Consider the following 16,596-nt stretch of genomic DNA (forward strand, 5'->3'; position numbering starts at 1 on the left):
CCCACCGTGGCCGGCGGCAGCTCGGCCTTGACGCCCGGATCGCCCGCGTCGGCCGTGTAGTCGGACGGTGACGTCTCGTCGGTGCCGGCCGGGGCCTTCACCGCGTTGAGGACGAACGTCAGCACGACCACCACGAGCACGTTCAGGACGAACGCGGTGAGACCGATGTAGCCGATCTCGCCGATGCCGGGGATCTCCTTCGACGACCCGCCGAAGTGCTTCTGGGTCGGGCTGGCGACGCCGTAGGCCGCCACCGTGCCGTACACCATGCCGACCGCCCAGCCGGCGATCAGCGCCCAGCGGTGGAACCACCGGGTGAACAGGCCGCCCACCAGCGCGGGCATCGTCTGGAGGATCCAGATCCCGCCGAGCAGCTGGAAGTTGATCGCGACCGTCTTGTCCATGGTAAGGACGAAGACGAGCGCACCGACCTTGACCAGCAGGGAGACCAGCTTGGAGACCCTCGTCTCCTGTGCCGGTGTCGCGTCCGGCTTGAGGAAGTCCTTGTAGATGTTGCGGGTGAAGAGGTTCGCCGCGGCGATCGACATGATGGCGGCGGGGACCAGGGCCCCGATGCCGATCGCGGCGAAGGCCACACCGGCGAACCAGTCCGGGAACATGTTCTCGAACAGCTGGGGGATGGCGAGCTGGCCGTTGTCCACCTTGATGCCGGCGGCGATCGCCATGAAGCCGAGCAGGGCCAGCAGACCCAGCATCAGCGAATACAGCGGCAGGATCGTGGTGTTGCGCCGGATCACCTCACGGCTGCGGCTGGAGAGCGTCGCCGTGATGGAGTGCGGGTACATGAAGAGCGCCAGCGCGGAGCCGAGCGCCAGTGTGGCGTAACCCCACTGTCCGGCGGCGCCGGGTGCGAGCCCGGCCACCGGCTTGCCGGCCGCCTCGTTCTTCTGCGCGAACGCCTCGCTCGCCTTGGTGAAGATCTCGTCGAAGCCGCCGAGTCTGATCGGGATGTAGATGATGGCCACGGCGATGACCAGGTAGATCAGGCCGTCCTTGACGAACGCGATGAGCGCGGGGGCGCGCAGCCCGGAGGAGTAGGTGTACGCGGCGAGCACCGCGAAGGCGATCAGCAGCGGCAGGTCCTTGACGAACCAGTGCGTCGTCTCGCCGCCGCCGACGCCCATGACGTCCAGCACGGCCTGGATGCCGACCAGTTGGAGTGCGATGTACGGCATCGTCGCGAGGATGCCGGTCAGGGCGACCGCCAGCGAGAGGCCCTTGGAGCCGAAACGTCCACGGACGAAGTCCGAGGTGGTGACGTACCCGTGCTTGTGCGAGACCGACCAGAGCCGCGGCAGGAAGGTGAAGATGAGCGGGTAGACGAGGATGGTGTACGGGACCGCGAAGAACCCGGACGCGCCCGCGGCGTAGATGGCCGCGGGGACGGCGACGAAGGTGTATGCCGTGTAGAGGTCACCGCCGAGCAGGAACCAGGTGACCCAGGTGCCGAACGACCGCCCGCCCAGGCCCCATTCGTCGAGGGTCGCCTCGTTCTCGGCCCTGCGCCAGCGCGCGGCCAGGAAGCCCATGACCGTGACGGCCGCGAAGAAGAAGATGAAGACGGCGAGTGCGACGCCGTTCACGCCGTCCTTCATGCCGACGCACCCCCCTTGCGGGTGCGCTGGTCACGCTGCCACAGCTTGTAGGCGGTCATGGTGAGCGCGGTCGAGATGATGACCCAGAGCATCTGGTACCAGTAGAAGAAGGGGATACCGATGAAGGCCGGGTCGACCTTCGCGTAGGAGCCCACCCAGAGCATCGCCACGAACGGCGCGATCAGGCAGAGCGCGATGACCACCCGCACGGGTGTCACCGTCGGTCGTTTCTCATCGATGTCTTCCGGCATACGGCGACTCCGTCCCCTCGCTGATCACCTGTCGTCATGCGCAGGAAATCTAGGGGAGGGCTCCGGCCACCGTCACCCCTTGACCGCATTGCGGTCGCGCAACGGTCCGCCCCCTGAGTTCCCACACCCGTCTCGCCCCGTCGGCGCCGGTGAGGTGTCGGTGGGACACACGGACGTGAGGGCGGGTCGGTTCACGCCGGCGGGCCGCTGGGTGCGGGCATGCGACGACTCCGCCCCCGGGCCGTGCCGGCGCGGGGGCGGAGTCGTCGCGTACGGGTCCCTACTCGGTCGGCCGCTTCAGCCGGGCCACGAACTTGTAGCGGTCGCCGCGGTAGACGGAACGCACCCACTCCACCGGCTCGCCCCGGCCGTCGACCGAGTGCCGGGACAGCATCAGCATCGGCAGGCCGACGTCCGTACCGAGCAGCCCGGCCTCCCGGGGAGTGGCCAGGGAGGTCTCGATGGTCTCCTCGGCCTCGGCCAGGCGGACGTCGTACACCTCGGCCAGGGCGGTGTAGAGCGAGGTGTACTTGACGAGCGACCGGCGCAGGGCCGGGAAGCGCTTGGCCGAGAGGTGGGTGGTCTCGATCGCCATGGGCTCGCCGCTGGCCAGCCGGAGCCGCTCGATCCGCAGCACCCGCCCGCCCGCCGTGATGTCCAACAGGCCGGCCAGCCTGTCGTCGGCCGTGACGTAACCGATGTCCAGGAGTTGGGACGTGGGTTCCAGCCCTTGGGCGCGCATGTCCTCGGTGTAGGAGGTCAGCTGGAGGGCCTGGGAGACCTTCGGCTTGGCGACGAAGGTGCCTTTGCCCTGGATGCGCTCCAGCCGGCCCTCGACGACGAGTTCCTGGAGGGCCTGGCGGACGGTGGTGCGCGAGGTGTCGAACTCGGCCGCCAGGGTCCGTTCCGGGGGCACCGGGGTGCCGGGCGGCATGGTGTCGGTCATGTCCAGGAGATGCCGCTTGAGCCGGTAGTACTTCGGTACGCGCGCGGTGCGCGTACCGGCGCCGGTCTCGTTCGTGGTTGTGCCCCCGTCGGCGCCCATGGCCCGCCTCTCCGACTGCTGCGTTGCTGCCGTCACCGGCTCCTCCGTCTGTCGCGGCTCACATGGTGGCACGGTCCGGTCACGGGTCGTCGCCCTCCCTTAGATGTCGGTCCTATAACGGACGCGAGTGCACTTCTTATACACCCTTGACACCCCTAAAGGTCTAGGCCAAGCTCCGGGTACTGGTCTAAACCATTAAAGACCAGGTCCCAGCCCCACAGGCAGTACCAGGCGTACGTCTTCGCGGTGGGCGGGGGGTTGCTGGTATCCCTGAGGAGGGTGTGGCATGAAGCGCAAGCTCATTGCGGCGATCGGCGTCGCCGGTATGTTGATGTCCGTCGCGGCATGTGGATCCGACGACAAGGCGTCGTCGCAGGACCCCAAGGACCGCAAGGAAGACCTGACCGTCTGGCTGATGGGTGAGGCCCAGACGACCTGGCCGGAACTCGTCAAGGACGTCAACTCCCAGTTCAACAAGAAGTACCCCAACGTCAACGTCAAGGTCCAGTACCAGGGCTGGGCCGACAAGGTCAAGAAGCTCGACACCTCCCTCGGCGGGGACAAGTTCCCGGACGTCGTCGAGCTCGGTAACACCGAGACCATGCAGTACATCCTCAACGGCGCTCTCGGCGAGATCGACCTCAAGAAGCACGAGAACTCGGACACCTGGATCAAGGGTCTGAAGGACACCTGCTCCTTCGAGGGCAAGGTCTACTGCGTTCCTTACTACGCCAGCGCCCGTCTCGCGGTCTACAACAAGGACATGCTCAAGGCCGGCACCGGCAGTGAGGAGCTCCCGCAGACCGAGGACGAGTTCCTCAAGGCGATGGACCAGGTGTCCGCGGAGCTCGGCAAGAAGGACAAGCGCGCCTCGTCCCTCTACTTCCCCGGCCGTTACTGGTACGCCGCGATGTCCTACGTCGCCGCCGAGGGTGGCCAGATCGCCACCTACGACGACGGCAAGAAGGAGTGGAAGGCCGCCCTCTCCAGCCCGGAGGCCCAGAAGGGCATCAGCCACTACGTCGACCTGGTCAAGAAGTACAACAAGGCCGACCAGACCAAGGACGAGCAGGACCACGCCAACGTCATGGCCAACGAGAAGGCCGCGGTCATCTACGGCCAGGCCTGGGAAGCCGGTTCCGTCACCGGGGGCGACAACGGCAACCCGAAGCTGGAGGGCAAGATCGCCACGGCCGGTATGCCCGGCCCGAACGGCAAGGCGCTCCCGTCCTTCATCGGTGGCTCGGACCTCGCGACGATCTCCAAGTCCAAGGTCCAGGACCTCGGCGAGGAGTGGATCTCCCTCTTCACCAACGCGAAGTCCATGGAGGTCCTCGCGTCGAAGAACATCCTCCCCAACAACGAGACGCAGCTGGAGCCGCTGAAGGCCAAGCCTGAGACGGCCGCCATTGCCAACGCGGTGCCGGACGCCTGGTTCACGCCGATCGCGCCGGGCTGGGCCTCCGTCGAGAAGGAGGAGATCCTGAAGAACATGCTCCTGGAGATCATCAAGGGCAGCTCCGTCGCCGACGCCACCAAGAAGGCCGACGGGAAGATCGACGCCCTGATCAACAAGAAGGCCTGACCTTCCCATGCCAGGCGGGGCCCGGCAGCGATGCCGGGCCCCGCTACTTTCCCGCAAGTGAACGCCGTGAAATCCGGGGAGTGCCTCGGACCCGCGATGGAAGGTCAGCCACGTGACTGCTGATACCAAGGCCGCCGGGCCACCGGTCCCCGTACCGAGGGACCCCGAAGTCACAGGGGGCATGCAGCCCCTCAAGGACGACACCGGGCTACGTGGGCAGAAGAAGAAGCGCAAGAAGGGCGAGCTGCTTCCCTATCTTCTGATCCTGCCGGCGATCGTGGCGATCGCCGCCGTGTACCTCTACCCACTCTCCAAGACCGTCATCATGTCCTTCCAGGACATGGGCAGACGGGAGCTGTGGACGGGCGAACCGGCCCCCTGGGTGGGACTGGAGCAGTTCACCAACATCCTGGGCGACTCCGACTTCTGGTGGGTCACCTTCCGGACCGTCGTCTTCATGGCCATCTGCGTCACGCTGACCATGGGGATCGGCCTGCTGGTCGCTCTGCTGATGCGCCGGCTGTCCACCTGGGTGCGGCTCGCGCTGACCTTCGCGTTGATCGCCGCCTGGTCGATGCCGCTCATGGTCGCCGCCTCGATCTTCCGCTTCATGGCGGACTCCGACTACGGCCTCATCAACACCCTGATCTCCAAGGTCGTCGGTGAGGACTGGCTCGGCCACAACTGGTACCTCGACCCGATCCAGGGCTTCGGCATCATCACCCTCCTCGTGGTCTGGGGTGCCGTCCCGTTCGTTGTCGTCACGCTGTACGCCGCCCTCACCCAGGTCCCCAAGGAGCTGGAGGAGGCCGCGTCGCTCGACGGTGCAAGCGGCTACGGCGTCTACAAGTACGTCACCTGGCCGGTCATCAAGCCCGTGTTCACCATGGTGGCCACCCTCTCGGTGATCTGGGACTTCAACGTGTTCGGCCAGATCTGGCTGCTACGCGGCAACAAGCCGGAGCCCGAATACGAGACCCTCGGCCTCTACTCCTACTCCAAGGCATTCGAGTCCACCTCGTTCAGCCAGGGCACCGCGATCGCCCTGATCACGGTTCTCCTGCTGTCCGGTGTGGCCGTGTACTACCTGCGCCAGCTCATGAAGACAGGAGAGGTCGAATGAGCTCCACGACCCAGACGCCGCAGGAACTGCGCCCGGACCGCAAGAAGAGCCGGCTCGGCTTCGACGTCCTCGGCCTCGGCATCGCCCTGGTCATGATCTTCCCCGTCTACTGGCTGGTCATCAGCGCGCTGCGGCCCAACCACGAGATCCGGTCCTACGACCAGACCCTGTGGCCCTCGTCGATCACCTTCGACAACTTCGTGCGCGCCGCCCAGCAGCCGAACTTCGGCACCGCGATCCAGTCCAGCCTGATCGTCTCGATCACCGCGGTGGTCGGCGGCATGGTCATCGCGACCTTGGCCGCGCTGGCCATCGGCCGCTTCCGTTTCTTCGGCCGCAAGCCGCTGCTCCTGATCATGATCCTGGTGCAGATGCTCCCGCCGACCGCGATGCTCATCCCGATCTACGCCCAGCTCAACGCGATGGGCGGGATCGACGAGTACTGGGGCCTGATCGTCGTCTACCTCGTCTCCACGCTGCCCTTCGCGACCATCATGATCCGCGGCTTCGTCGTGAACATCCCGGTCGAGTTGGAGGAGTCCGCGATGGTGGACGGGTGCACCCGCTTCGGTGCCTTCCGCCGCGTGATCTTCCCGCTGCTCGCCCCGGGGCTCGCCGCCGCGTCGATCTTCGCGCTCGTCAACGCGTGGAACGAGTACCTCTTCGCCTACATCCTGATCAACGACAACTCCAAGTACACGCTCAACGTGTGGCTGATGACGTTCACGACCGAACGCGGGACCGACTACGGCGCGCTGATGGCGGCCTCCACCATGATCGCCATTCCGGTCGTCGTCTTCTTCATGATCATTCAGAAGAAGATGGCCGCGGGTCTCACCTCCGGCGCCGTGAAGGGATAGTGCGGCTTCCATGACCACCCTCGTATCCACCACGGACACCGTCACGCGCGACGCGCTCGCCGTGCTCCAGCCCGGGTTCACCGGCACCACGCCGCCGGACTGGCTGCTGCGCAGGGTCGGCGAAGGCCTGGCCTCCGTCGGGCTGTTCGGCCGCAACATCCACTCGCCCGAGCAGCTCGCCGCGCTCACCGCCCGGCTGCGGGCCGAGCGCGACGACGTCCTCGTCGCGATCGACGAGGAGGGCGGGGACGTCACCCGCCTGGAGGTCCGGGACGGCTCGTCCTTCCCCGGCAACCTGGCCCTCGGGTCCGTCGACGACGTCGAGCTGACCCGGGGCGTCGCCCGGGAGCTCGGCCGCCGGCTGGCCGAGTGCGGGGTCAACCTCAACTGGGCGCCGTCCGCCGACGTCAACTCCAACCCGGGCAACCCGGTCATCGGCGTACGGTCCTTCGGCGCCGGCCCGGACCTCGTCGCCCGCCACACGGCCGCGTACGTCGAGGGGCTCCAGGCCTCCGGGGTCGCCGCCTGCACCAAGCACTTCCCCGGCCACGGCGACACCGCGGTCGACTCGCACCTCGCGCTGCCGAGCATCGAGGTGGACCTGGAGACCCTGCACGCCCGTGAACTGGTGCCCTTCCGGGCGGCGATCGCGGCGGGTTCCAAATCCGTGATGAGTGCACATATCCTGCTTCCCGCACTCGACACCGCCCGCCCCGCGACGCTCAGCCCGCAGATCCTCACCGGCCTGCTCCGTCAGGAGCTGGGGTACGAGGGGCTCATCGTCACCGACGGCATGGAGATGGACGCCATCGCCGGCACGTACGGCATCGAGCGCGGCTCCGTCCTCGCCATCGCCGCGGGTGCCGACGCCATCTGCGTCGGCGGCGGACTCGCGGACGAGGCCACCGTGCTGCTGCTGCGGGACGCGCTGGTCGCGGCGGTGCGGAGCGGCGAACTTCCCGAGGAGCGGCTGGCCGACGCCGCCGCCCGGGTACGGGCCCTCGCGTCCTGGACGCAGCGGGCCAGGGGGGCCGGTTCGGAGCCGGGCGCGGCAGTGCAGGAGGGGACCGCGCCCGGCACCGGAGCCGGTTCGGACATCGGGCTCGCCGCGGCCCGGCGCGCCCTGCGGGTGACCGGCACGGCCGCGCCCCTGACCGAGCCGGTGTACGTCGCCGGGTTCACCCCGGTCGCGAACATCGCGGTCGGCGCCGAGACCCCGTGGGGGGTCGCCGCCGAGCTGGAGCGGCTGCTGCCCGGCACCGCGACCGGCACGTACGGCGGTGCCGGGGTGGACGCGGTGCTGCGGGCGGCGGGGGAGCGGCGCATCGTCGCGGTCGTCCGGGACGAGCACCGGCACCCGTGGATGGGGGAGGCGCTCGACCGCCTGCTGGCGGCCCGCCCGGACACCGTCGTGGTCGAGATGGGACTGCCCGAGGCGCCGGCCCGGGGAGCCCTGCACATCGCGACGTACGGCGCCGCCCGGGTCTGCGGGACCGCTGCCGCAGAGGCGATCACCGGGGCGCGCAGGGCGTAGCTCCGCACGCGGAAGGGCCGGGCACCGTCACGGTGCCCGGCCCTTCCGCGTCACCGCGGGCTGTTACAGGCCCTGCCAGTCCGGCTTCGACGCGTACGTGGCCCGGAAGTAGTCCGCCAGCTTCAGCTTGGACGCCGCCGCCTCGTCCACCACCACGGTGGCGTGCGGGTGGAGTTGCAGGGCCGAGGCGGGCACGATCGAGGCGAGGGGCCCCTCCACGGTCCGGGCCACCGCGTCGGCCTTGCCCTCCCCGGTGGCCAGCAGGATCGGGTGGCGCGCGTCCAGGATGGTGCCGATGCCCTGGGTGATCACATGGAGGGGCACCTGCGTGATGTCGTCGTCGAAGAAGCGCGCGTTGTCGATCCGGGTCTGCTCGGTGAGCGTCTTGATCCGGGTGCGCGAGGCGAGCGAGGAGCAGGGCTCGTTGAAGCCGATGTGCCCGTCGGTGCCGATGCCCAGCAGCTGGAGGTCCACGCCTCCCGCGTCCGCCAGCGCCTGGTCGTACGCCTCGCACGCCGCCTGGACGTCCTCGGCGGCGCCGTCGGGCCCCATGAAGGAGGCCTCGGACAGCCCGAGGGGCTCGACGACCTCACGCAGCACGACCGAGCGGTAGGACTCGGGATGGCCCACGGGCAGCCCGACGTACTCGTCGAGCTGGCAGATGCGGGCGCGGGAGGCGTCGACGGCGCCGGAGCGGACCTTCGCCGCCAGGGCCCGGTAGATGGGCAGAGGGGTGGAGCCGGTGGCAACGCCGAGCAGGGCGTCGGGCTTGCGGCTCAGCAGGGACGCGATGGTGTCCGCGATGAGTTCCCCGCCTGCCGTGGCGTCCGGGACGATGACAACTTCCACGCTGTGCCTGCCGATCTGATGAGATGCGTCATGTGGTATAGACCAATTATGGGGCCAATCTAGCAGAACGTCGGCGGCCGGGGGCGGACCGGTCGCGCGGAACGTGCCTGTGTCGCCGCGGGGTGGCCCGGGGCGTGGCCGGGCGGGCGTCCGGTGACGGCCGGGGCGCGCCCCGAGGGCGCTGCGCCGCCGTGGTCCGGGTCGCGGTGTGCGGCGGGAGCGGGTCGCCGGCGGACGGGCAGGCCCGGAAGCACCCGCGGGCCGCGGCGCCGGCTCGGGACCCTCAGCCCGTCCGGCACCGCAGCCCGGAGCTGCCTGGCCGGCGGTGTGCGGTGCCTCCGGCCACTGGAGGCGACCGGCGCGGTCAGGGCAGAGAGCGCCGGGCACCTCGGTCCGCTCTCCTGTGCGGGGAGAGCGGAGGTCGTCGTGTACGTGTTGCCGTACACCGGCATTGTGGACTAGACCAATAGCCCGTGTCCATCCATGGGTACGGACATTCCTCGGGGGGCCGTCCGGGCCCTTCCCCCAGTGTCACGGATACGCGGGGCGAACGGTTCGGAACCTCTGGGTTCCCACGGGTACGCTCGGCCCTGTGCCCTCCATGAACGACCTCGTCCGCCAGCACACCGCCCTGAGCGACACCGACCTCGAGTGGCTCCACCTGCTGGTCTCGGAGTGGCAGCTGCTCTCCGACCTGTCCTTCGCCGACCTCGTCCTGTGGGTGCCCACCCGCGACGGGACCCGCTACGTGTCCGTGGCGCAGATGCGGCCCAACACCGGGCCCACCTCCTACCAGGACGACATGGTCGGCCACATGGTGCCGCGCGGTCGGCGCCCGCTGCTGGACGCGGCCCTGGACGAGGGCAGGATCGTGCGCGAGGGCGACCCGGAGTGGCGCGAGGAGGTGCCCGTGCGGGTCGAGTCCATCCCCGTACGCCGCGAGGGCCGGGTGCTCGGCGTCATCGCGCGCAACACCAACCTCCTGACGGTGCGCACCCCGTCCCGGCTGGAACTCACCTACCTCCAGTCCGCGTCCGACCTCGCCCAGATGATCGCCGCCGGGGCCTTCCCCTTCCCCGGCCAGCAGGTCGACATGGACGCCTCCCCGCGTGTGGGCGACGGGCTGATCAGGCTCGACGCCGACGGTGTCGTGCAGTACGCCAGCCCCAACGGGCTCTCCGCCTACCACCGGCTCGGCCTCGCCTCCGACCTGGTCGGCCACCACCTCGGCGCCACCACGGCCGAACTCGCGCCCTTCCGCGGCCCGGTGGACGAGGCCCTGGTCAAGGTGGCGAGCGGGTACGCGCCACGGGAGTTCGAGGTGGAGGGTGCCGGCGGGGTGATCCAGCTGAGGGCGATCCCGCTCAAACCCAAGGGCGTACGCATCGGTTCGCTGGTGCTCCTGCGCGACGTCACCGAACTGCGGCGCCGCGAGCGGGAACTGATCACCAAGGACGCCACCATCCGGGAGATCCACCACCGGGTCAAGAACAACCTCCAGACGGTGGCCGCCCTGTTGCGCCTCCAGGCGCGCAGAATGGATTCCCCGCAGGGCCGTGAGGCGCTCAACGAGGCGGTACGCCGCGTCGGCTCGATCGCGATCGTCCATGAGACGCTGTCTCAGAACCTGGACGAGCGGGTCCAGTTCGACGAGATCGCCGACCGCGTCATCGCGATGGTGGCCGAGATCTCTCCGGGCAAGGTCACCTGCCGGCGGACGGGACGCTTCGGAATCCTGGACGCGGAGGTGGCCACGCCCCTGTCGATGGTGCTCACCGAGGTGCTGCAGAACGCCCTGGAACACGCCTTCGCGGTGGCCGAGCGCGGGACGGTGGAGGTGTCCGCGGTGCGTGGCGGGACACCGGCCGAGGGCCGCCTGCTGATCACCGTGACGGACGACGGGCGGGGGCTGCCCGAGGGGTTCGACGCGCACCGGGCCGGCAATCTGGGACTCCAGATCGTCCGGACCCTGGTCGAGGGGGAGTTGGGCGGCAGCTTCGGCATGGTCCCCGCCCCCGGGCGCGGCACCCAGGTCGTCCTCGACATCCCCGTCAGCAACGACAGGTGACGCGGCCGCGCGGCTGAACGGCCGCACGACAGTGGGCCCGGACCGTGGTGACGGTCCGGGCCCACTGTCGTGGTGCTCACGGTGCGATGCGCTTCGGGGGTACTGCGCGCTGCGACTCGAAGGCGGGGCCGTGCGTACGCTCCGTACGCGCCGCCTGGCTGTGGCTCGGTGCGGGGGCGTCGGTCAGGCGCTGGCGTTACGCGCCCGGTTGCGAGCGGCGCGGCGCTTCATTGCGCGGCGCTCGTCCTCGCTGAGGCCACCCCAGACGCCGGAGTCCTGGCCGGACTCGAGCGCCCACTGCAGGCACTGCTCCATGACGGGGCAGCGACGGCAGACGGCCTTGGCTTCCTCGATCTGCAGCAGCGCAGGACCGGTGTTGCCGATGGGGAAGAACAGCTCGGGGTCTTCCTCACGACAAACGGCGTTGTGACGCCAGTCCATGGCTGCTACCTCTCCTTGGTATTACATGCTGGTGCTTGTGAATGTGAACGCTTTCACGAATCCCCCCGCAGACGAAGGTCCGACGCCCAGATGAACTGGATGTGGTCCTGTTGTGATAAGGAGGGGTTCTGGCTCTCTGGGATGCCGGTGTTGCGGGCTGTCCCGATCGCCATGAAGAGACTCGCAAACCTCGGCGGCGGATACAACCCCTTCTGGAAAGTTTTTTTTGATTCCTCGGTGTCGACTAGGTCACAGCCGCACTTCTAAGGGGTGGGGGCCAGTCCAAACGTTCGAGTTAAAGGACTTTGGCCCCTTCTACTCACACAATCACACGCAGTGCACGGCGTACGCCTGTGAACGTCACGCTCGTACGCAGTCCCAGGTGGTCGCCGTCCATCTGAAAGGGCAGGGGAGCCTTCGAATGCAAGGTGAAGTCGGTGAGGTCGTGCAGGGACGCCGCGTGCTTGCCGCGCGGCCCTTTCCCGGGGCTGGAAGTGAGCAGCTGGGTGGCGTACCGGGTCACCGCGGCGGTGGACAGGCGCCGTAGCCCGAGGACGTCCAGCGCGGTGTCGAAGGAGGCCTTCGGGGCGGCGTAGATCGGGCGATTCCCCAGGTAGGTCCAGGGGGAGGTGTTGCAGATGATGGACAGCGCGAGGTCCGTCACCGGGTCCTGGCCGGGGACGTCCAGGGTGATCAGGCCGTCGCGCCGGCGCGGCTCCTCCAGGAACTGCCGCAGCACCTGGCGTACGTACAGCGCGTGGGTCGACCGCTTGCCGCGCTCGCGCTTCTGTTCGACGCGTCCGATGACTCCGGCGTCGAATCCGAGGCCCGCGCAGAAGGTGAACCAGCGCTCGGGCACGGCCTCGTCGGGGGTGCCCGGGGTCCCGGCCGCCAGGCCGAGGCCCACCGTGCGTTCGCTGCGGTCCGCGAGGGCGTCCAGGATGGCGCCGGTCGCCTCCACCGCGTCGTTGGGGATGCCCAGCGCCCGGGCGAAGACATTGGTGGAGCCGCCGGGGACCACGGCGAGGCGCGGCAGGCTCTCCAGGTCGGGCCCTTTGTGCAGCAGGCCGTTGACCACCTCGTTCACCGTGCCGTCCCCACCCAGGGCGACCACGATGTCGATGTCGTCCGAGTCCGCCGCCCGGCGCCCCAGGTCCCGGGCGTGCCCGCGGTACTCCGTGGTCACGGCCTCCAGCTTCATCTCGCTCGCCAGGGCGTGGATGAGCACGTCACGGGTCCGCGCACTGGTGGTGGTGGCGGCTGGGTTGACCACGAGGAGTGCGCGCATGCCGTCAGCCTACCTACCGAGCGGTACCGCCAAGAAGGGGCGGATCTCCCGGTCCACACCCGGTCACTCCGGGTGACCGCGCCCGGTCCGGCGCACCCGGTACGGGCCCGGCTTCACTTCCGGCGGCCGGGGATGTCAACCTGAAGGGTGTGAGTACTGAAGCGAACGCGCCCTCTCCGTCGCCCTCGGCCGGCGAGGAGAAGCCGGGCCGGATCACCCTCGTGGCCGCTCTCAACGCCCTCGAAGGCTCCGCGCTCGCCCTCGGTGGCCTCTACATGCTCGTCATGGGGCTGATCGGAGACCCCGACAGCCCCCAGCAGGCCGAGATGGGGGGCGTCACGCTGGTGGCGCTCGGCCTCATCCCGCTGTTCGCCGCCCGGGGCCTGCTGCTGCGGCGGAGCTGGAGCCGGGGTCCCGCGCTCATCACGCAGCTCATGGCGCTGCCGGTGGCCTGGACGCTGCTGCAGTCGCAGGGGGCGCTGATCCCCGCGGGGATCGTGCTCGCCGCGGTCGCCGTGACGGGGCTGGTGATGCTGCTCAATCCGGCGACCACGCAGGCGCTGGGCATCAGGGGGCCGCGGACGACCCCCGACGCCTGAGGCGCCCCCTGTCCCGCTCCCTACTCCTCCACGAGCAGCCGCTCGCGCAACTGGGCCAGGGTGCGGGCCAGCAGCCGGGAGACGTGCATCTGGGAGATGCCGACCTCCTGGGCGATCTGCGACTGGGTCATGTTGCCGAAGAACCGCAGCAGCAGGATCCGCTTCTCACGCGGCGGGAGCCCCTCCAGCAACGGCTTGAGCGACTCCCGGTACTCGACGCCCTCCAGCGCCTCGTCCTCCGAGCCCAGGGTGTCCGCGACCGCGGGCGACTCGTCGTCCGTGTCCGGGACGTCCAGCGAGAGCGTGCTGTAGGCGTTGGCCGATTCCAGCCCCTCCAGCACCTCCTCCTCGGAGATGCCCAGGCGCTCCGCCAGCTCGTGCACGGTCGGCGAGCGGCCGTGCTGCTGGGAGAGCTCCGCGGTGGCCGTGGTCAGCGACAGCCGCAGTTCCTGGAGGCGACGCGGCACCCGCACCGCCCAGCCCTTGTCGCGGAAGTGGCGCTTGATCTCGCCGACGACCGTGGGGGTCGCGTACGTCGAGAACTCGACGCCGCGGTCCGGGTCGAACCGGTCCACCGACTTGATCAGCCCGATCGTGGCGACCTGGGTCAGGTCGTCCAGTGGCTCGCCCCGGTTGCGGAACCGCCGGGCCAGGTGCTCCACGAGCGGAAGGTGCATCCGTACCAGCCGGTTGCGCAGCTCGGCCTTCTCCGCCGAGCCGTCGGGCAGCTCCCGCAGCTCGACGAAGAGCGCCCGGGCCCCGCTGCGGTCGTGTGGGTCGTGGTGTCCGTGCTCGCTCATCCGGCCCGCCCGCTCCGCCTGCGACTGCTCCGCCGCGGGCGTACGGGCTCCGCCGGCCGTGTCCGCGCCGGCCGTGTCTGCGCCGTCCACCGGATGCGGCCGGGCCTGCTGCTCCGGGAGAGCGGCTGGGCGCACCGCCCCGGACCGGATCGTCTCGTCACGCACAGGACCGTCCCCGTTCCCGTCGCTCACGCCGGCCCGGGTCCCGCGCCGCGCTGTTTGTAGAGGCTGATGCTGACCGTCCGGTCGTCGGCCACCGTGGATTCGACCTTGCCGGCGAGTGCGGAGAGCACCGTCCAGGCGAAGGTGTCGCGCTCGGGGGCCCGGCCGTCCGTCGTGGGGGCCGAGACGGTCACGTCGAGGGAGTCGTCGACGAGACGGAAGACGCAGCTGAGGACCGAGCCCGGCACGGCCTGCTGGAGCAGGATCGCGCAGGCCTCGTCGACCGCGATGCGAAGATCCTCGATCTCGTCGAGAGTGAAGTCCAAGCGCGCTGCGAGACCGGCCGTGGCCGTACGCAGCACCGACAGGTAGGCACCCGCAGCGGGCAGCCGGACCTCTACGAAGTCCTGATTCCCGGGCTCGCCTGCGATCTGGGACACCCTCACCTCCAAGGTGGCACAAACTCGTTCGAGGCCCCGGGACGCGTGCCAGGGGCCATCCGGTCCGCCGCCGGGTGTGTGGCCCGACGGCGTTGTCGCGGTCCATGATGCCGTGTCGCCGCGACCCCGTCCCTGGCCATCACTCATGGTAAGCATACGCGCACGCAAAGTCTCTAGGGGTCTGCGGCGGTCAATTGCGAAGAACCGGCGCCGGTTTGACGTACCCAGGCGTCACACGATCGAACCGTCCGCGAAGCACCAGCGCCAGTTCTCGCCTTGTTCGAAGCTGCGCATCACCGGATGGCCGGTGTCCCGGAAGTGCTCCGTGGCATGGCGCAGCGGCGAGGAGTCGCAGCAGCCCACGTGCCCGCACTCCAGGCAGAGCCGTAGCTGCACCGGGTGGGTCCCCGCCTCCAGGCACGCCAGGCAGGTGTCGCTGAGCGGGGCGGGCTCGGGGCGCGGCAGTTCGGCTACGTGGCGGCACTCACTCATGATGGCCACGTTACGTCGGATGCGAGGACGGTGAGATGGACGCGTTGCCCCTGGTGGCACTCGTCGCGGCCAGCGCGGCGGTCGCGGGGGCCGCGCGGCGGACCCCGGTGCCGGCGCCGCTGCTGCTGGTGGCCGCGGGGCTGCTGGTCTCCTATCTGCCGGGCGTGCCGCGCTTCGCCCTGGATGCCCACGTCGTGCTGCCGCTGCTGCTGCCGCCCCTGCTGTACACGGCCGCCGTCGACAGCTCCTACCTGGACCTGCGGGCCAACCTGCGGCCGGTCGCGCTGCTCTCCGTCGGTTACGTCCTCTTCGCGACCTTCGCCGTGGGCGCCCTGGCCTATCTGACCGTCCCGGACCTGCCGCTCACGGCCGCCCTGGTGCTGGGCGCGGTGATCGCCCCGCCGGACGCCGTCACCGCCGCCGCGATCGCCCGGCGGGTCGGGCTGCCCGCCCGGGTCACCACGATCCTCCAGGGCGAGTCCCTGGTGAACGACGCCACCGCGATCACCGCCTTCAAGGTCGCCCTCGCCGCGGCCGTCGGGGAGGGCATGAGCTGGGGCGCGGGGGTCGGCGACTTCCTGCTGGCCGCGGTCGGCGGCATCGGGGTCGGCCTGGTGCTGATGGTGCCGCTGCACTGGCTGCGCACCCACCTGCGGGAGGCGCTGCTCCAGAACACGCTGTCCCTGCTGATCCCCTTCGTGGCGTACGCGGCGGCGGAGCGGGTGCACGCCTCCGGGGTGCTGGCGGTGGTCGTCGTGGCGCTGTACCTGGGGCACCGGTCGTGGCAGGTGGACTTCGCGACGCGGCTCCAGGAGGCGGCGGTCTGGAAGATGGTCGCCTTCGTCCTGGAGTCGGCGGTCTTCGCGCTGATCGGACTGCAACTGCAGTCGGTCGTCAAGGGGCTCGGCACCTATGGTCTGGCCGAAGCCGTCGGGTACGCGCTCGTCGTCTTCACCGCCGTCGTGGTGGTGCGCTTCGTCTGGGTGTATCCGGCGATGTACCTGCCGCTGTTGCTCTCCCGCCGCATCCGGGAGCGCGAGCCCGCCATGCCGTGGACCTCGCCGCTGATCGTCTCCTGGGCCGGGATGCGCGGGGTCGTCTCGCTCGCCGTGGCCGCCTCCGTCCCGCTGGTCACGCACGGCGGGGAGCGTTTCCCGGACCGCAACCTCCTGCTGTTCCTGGCCTTCACGACGGTCATCGGGACCCTGGCCGTGCAAGGTCTGACCCTGCCGCTGCTGGTGCGGGTGCTCAGGCTGCCGGGGCGCGACACGCGCTTGGAGACCCTGGCGGAGGCACAGGCGCAGAGCGAGGCGTCCTCGGCCGCCGAGGCACGCCTGGACGCGCTGCTCGCCGACCCGCGCAACACCCTGCCGGGCCCGCTCGCCGACCGGCTGCGCCACGTGCTGGAGCGGCGCCGCAACTCCGTGTGGGAGCGGCTCGGCG

At 69.8% G+C, this 16,596-nt stretch carries 16 protein-coding genes; 7 read left to right on the forward strand and 9 right to left on the reverse strand.

The window, feature by feature from the left end; genetic code table 11:
• The 3 genes from mctP to IH13_RS0110200 form a co-directional block, all read right to left on the reverse strand.
• A partial coding sequence (gene mctP, locus IH13_RS0110190; protein ID WP_031083070.1) for a monocarboxylate uptake permease MctP occupies positions 1–1,616 on the reverse strand: 1,616 nt, incomplete at its 3' end.
• Positions 1,613–1,867, reverse strand: coding sequence for a DUF3311 domain-containing protein (locus tag IH13_RS0110195; protein ID WP_031083072.1), 255 nt, complete (start codon positions 1,865–1,867; stop codon positions 1,613–1,615). The genes IH13_RS0110195 and mctP, both read right to left, overlap by 4 nt.
• 280 nt (positions 1,868–2,147) lie before the next feature.
• Positions 2,148–2,912 (reverse strand): GntR family transcriptional regulator, encoded by a 765-nt coding sequence (locus tag IH13_RS0110200; protein WP_031083074.1) that lies wholly within the window; start codon positions 2,910–2,912, stop codon positions 2,148–2,150.
• Positions 2,913–3,198: 286 nt separating this feature from the next.
• Between IH13_RS0110200 and IH13_RS0110205 the strand changes: the two genes are divergently transcribed.
• The 4 genes from IH13_RS0110205 (at position 3,199) to IH13_RS0110220 (ending at position 8,014) form a co-directional block, all read left to right on the forward strand.
• Entirely contained in the window at positions 3,199–4,497 is a 1,299-nt protein-coding gene (locus IH13_RS0110205) for a sugar ABC transporter substrate-binding protein (protein ID WP_031083076.1), read from the forward strand.
• A 181-nt stretch (positions 4,498–4,678) separates the two neighbouring features.
• Entirely contained in the window at positions 4,679–5,620 is a 942-nt protein-coding gene (locus tag IH13_RS0110210) for a carbohydrate ABC transporter permease (protein WP_234433266.1), read from the forward strand.
• The gene (locus IH13_RS0110215; RefSeq protein WP_028438840.1) at positions 5,617–6,480 is read left to right on the forward strand and encodes a carbohydrate ABC transporter permease; all 864 of its coding nucleotides are present in this window, start codon (positions 5,617–5,619) and stop codon (positions 6,478–6,480) included. Before IH13_RS0110210 ends, IH13_RS0110215 begins: the two co-directional genes overlap by 4 nt.
• A gap of 10 nt (positions 6,481–6,490) precedes the next feature.
• Positions 6,491–8,014, forward strand: a complete 1,524-nt coding sequence (locus IH13_RS0110220) for a glycoside hydrolase family 3 protein (protein ID WP_031083080.1) — start codon at positions 6,491–6,493, stop codon at positions 8,012–8,014.
• A 63-nt stretch (positions 8,015–8,077) separates the two neighbouring features.
• On the opposite strand, the gene nagB is transcribed toward IH13_RS0110220, so the two are convergent.
• Positions 8,078–8,863 (reverse strand): glucosamine-6-phosphate deaminase, encoded by a 786-nt coding sequence (gene nagB / locus IH13_RS0110225; protein ID WP_031083081.1) that lies wholly within the window; start codon positions 8,861–8,863, stop codon positions 8,078–8,080.
• A gap of 601 nt (positions 8,864–9,464) precedes the next feature.
• Here nagB and IH13_RS0110235 point away from each other — a divergent pair.
• A complete protein-coding gene (locus IH13_RS0110235; RefSeq protein ID WP_031083082.1) occupies positions 9,465–10,931 on the forward strand; it encodes a sensor histidine kinase in 1,467 nt (488 codons plus the stop codon).
• Between the two features lie 183 nt (positions 10,932–11,114).
• On the opposite strand, the gene IH13_RS0110240 is transcribed toward IH13_RS0110235, so the two are convergent.
• Complete coding sequence (locus tag IH13_RS0110240; protein ID WP_003953983.1) at positions 11,115–11,372, reverse strand: WhiB family transcriptional regulator; 258 nt, start codon at positions 11,370–11,372, stop codon at positions 11,115–11,117.
• A gap of 319 nt (positions 11,373–11,691) precedes the next feature.
• On the reverse strand, positions 11,692–12,660 hold the full coding sequence (locus IH13_RS0110245; RefSeq protein ID WP_031083083.1) for a diacylglycerol/lipid kinase family protein: 969 nt from the start codon (positions 12,658–12,660) through the stop codon (positions 11,692–11,694).
• A gap of 149 nt (positions 12,661–12,809) precedes the next feature.
• On the opposite strand from IH13_RS0110245, the gene IH13_RS0110250 reads away from it, so the two are divergent.
• The gene (locus tag IH13_RS0110250) at positions 12,810–13,259 is read left to right on the forward strand and encodes a hypothetical protein (protein WP_031083086.1); all 450 of its coding nucleotides are present in this window, start codon (positions 12,810–12,812) and stop codon (positions 13,257–13,259) included.
• A 20-nt stretch (positions 13,260–13,279) separates the two neighbouring features.
• Here IH13_RS0110250 and IH13_RS0110255 read toward each other — a convergent pair whose 3' ends face one another.
• From IH13_RS0110255 to IH13_RS0110265, 3 genes are all read right to left on the reverse strand, one after another.
• On the reverse strand, positions 13,280–14,224 hold the full coding sequence (locus tag IH13_RS0110255) for an RNA polymerase sigma factor SigF (RefSeq protein ID WP_031083088.1): 945 nt from the start codon (positions 14,222–14,224) through the stop codon (positions 13,280–13,282).
• A gap of 23 nt (positions 14,225–14,247) precedes the next feature.
• Entirely contained in the window at positions 14,248–14,661 is a 414-nt protein-coding gene (locus IH13_RS0110260; RefSeq protein ID WP_031083096.1) for an ATP-binding protein, read from the reverse strand.
• 231 nt (positions 14,662–14,892) lie between these two features.
• The gene (locus IH13_RS0110265; RefSeq protein WP_031083098.1) at positions 14,893–15,153 is read right to left on the reverse strand and encodes a UBP-type zinc finger domain-containing protein; all 261 of its coding nucleotides are present in this window, start codon (positions 15,151–15,153) and stop codon (positions 14,893–14,895) included.
• Between the two features lie 35 nt (positions 15,154–15,188).
• Here IH13_RS0110265 and IH13_RS37150 point away from each other — a divergent pair.
• The coding region (locus IH13_RS37150) for a Na+/H+ antiporter (protein WP_031083100.1) at positions 15,189–16,596 on the forward strand (1,408 nt) is incomplete at its 3' end.

Origin of the sequence: Streptomyces sp. NRRL WC-3549 (genome assembly GCF_000721935.1) — a bacterium.
GTDB lineage: Bacteria > Actinomycetota > Actinomycetes > Streptomycetales > Streptomycetaceae > Streptomyces.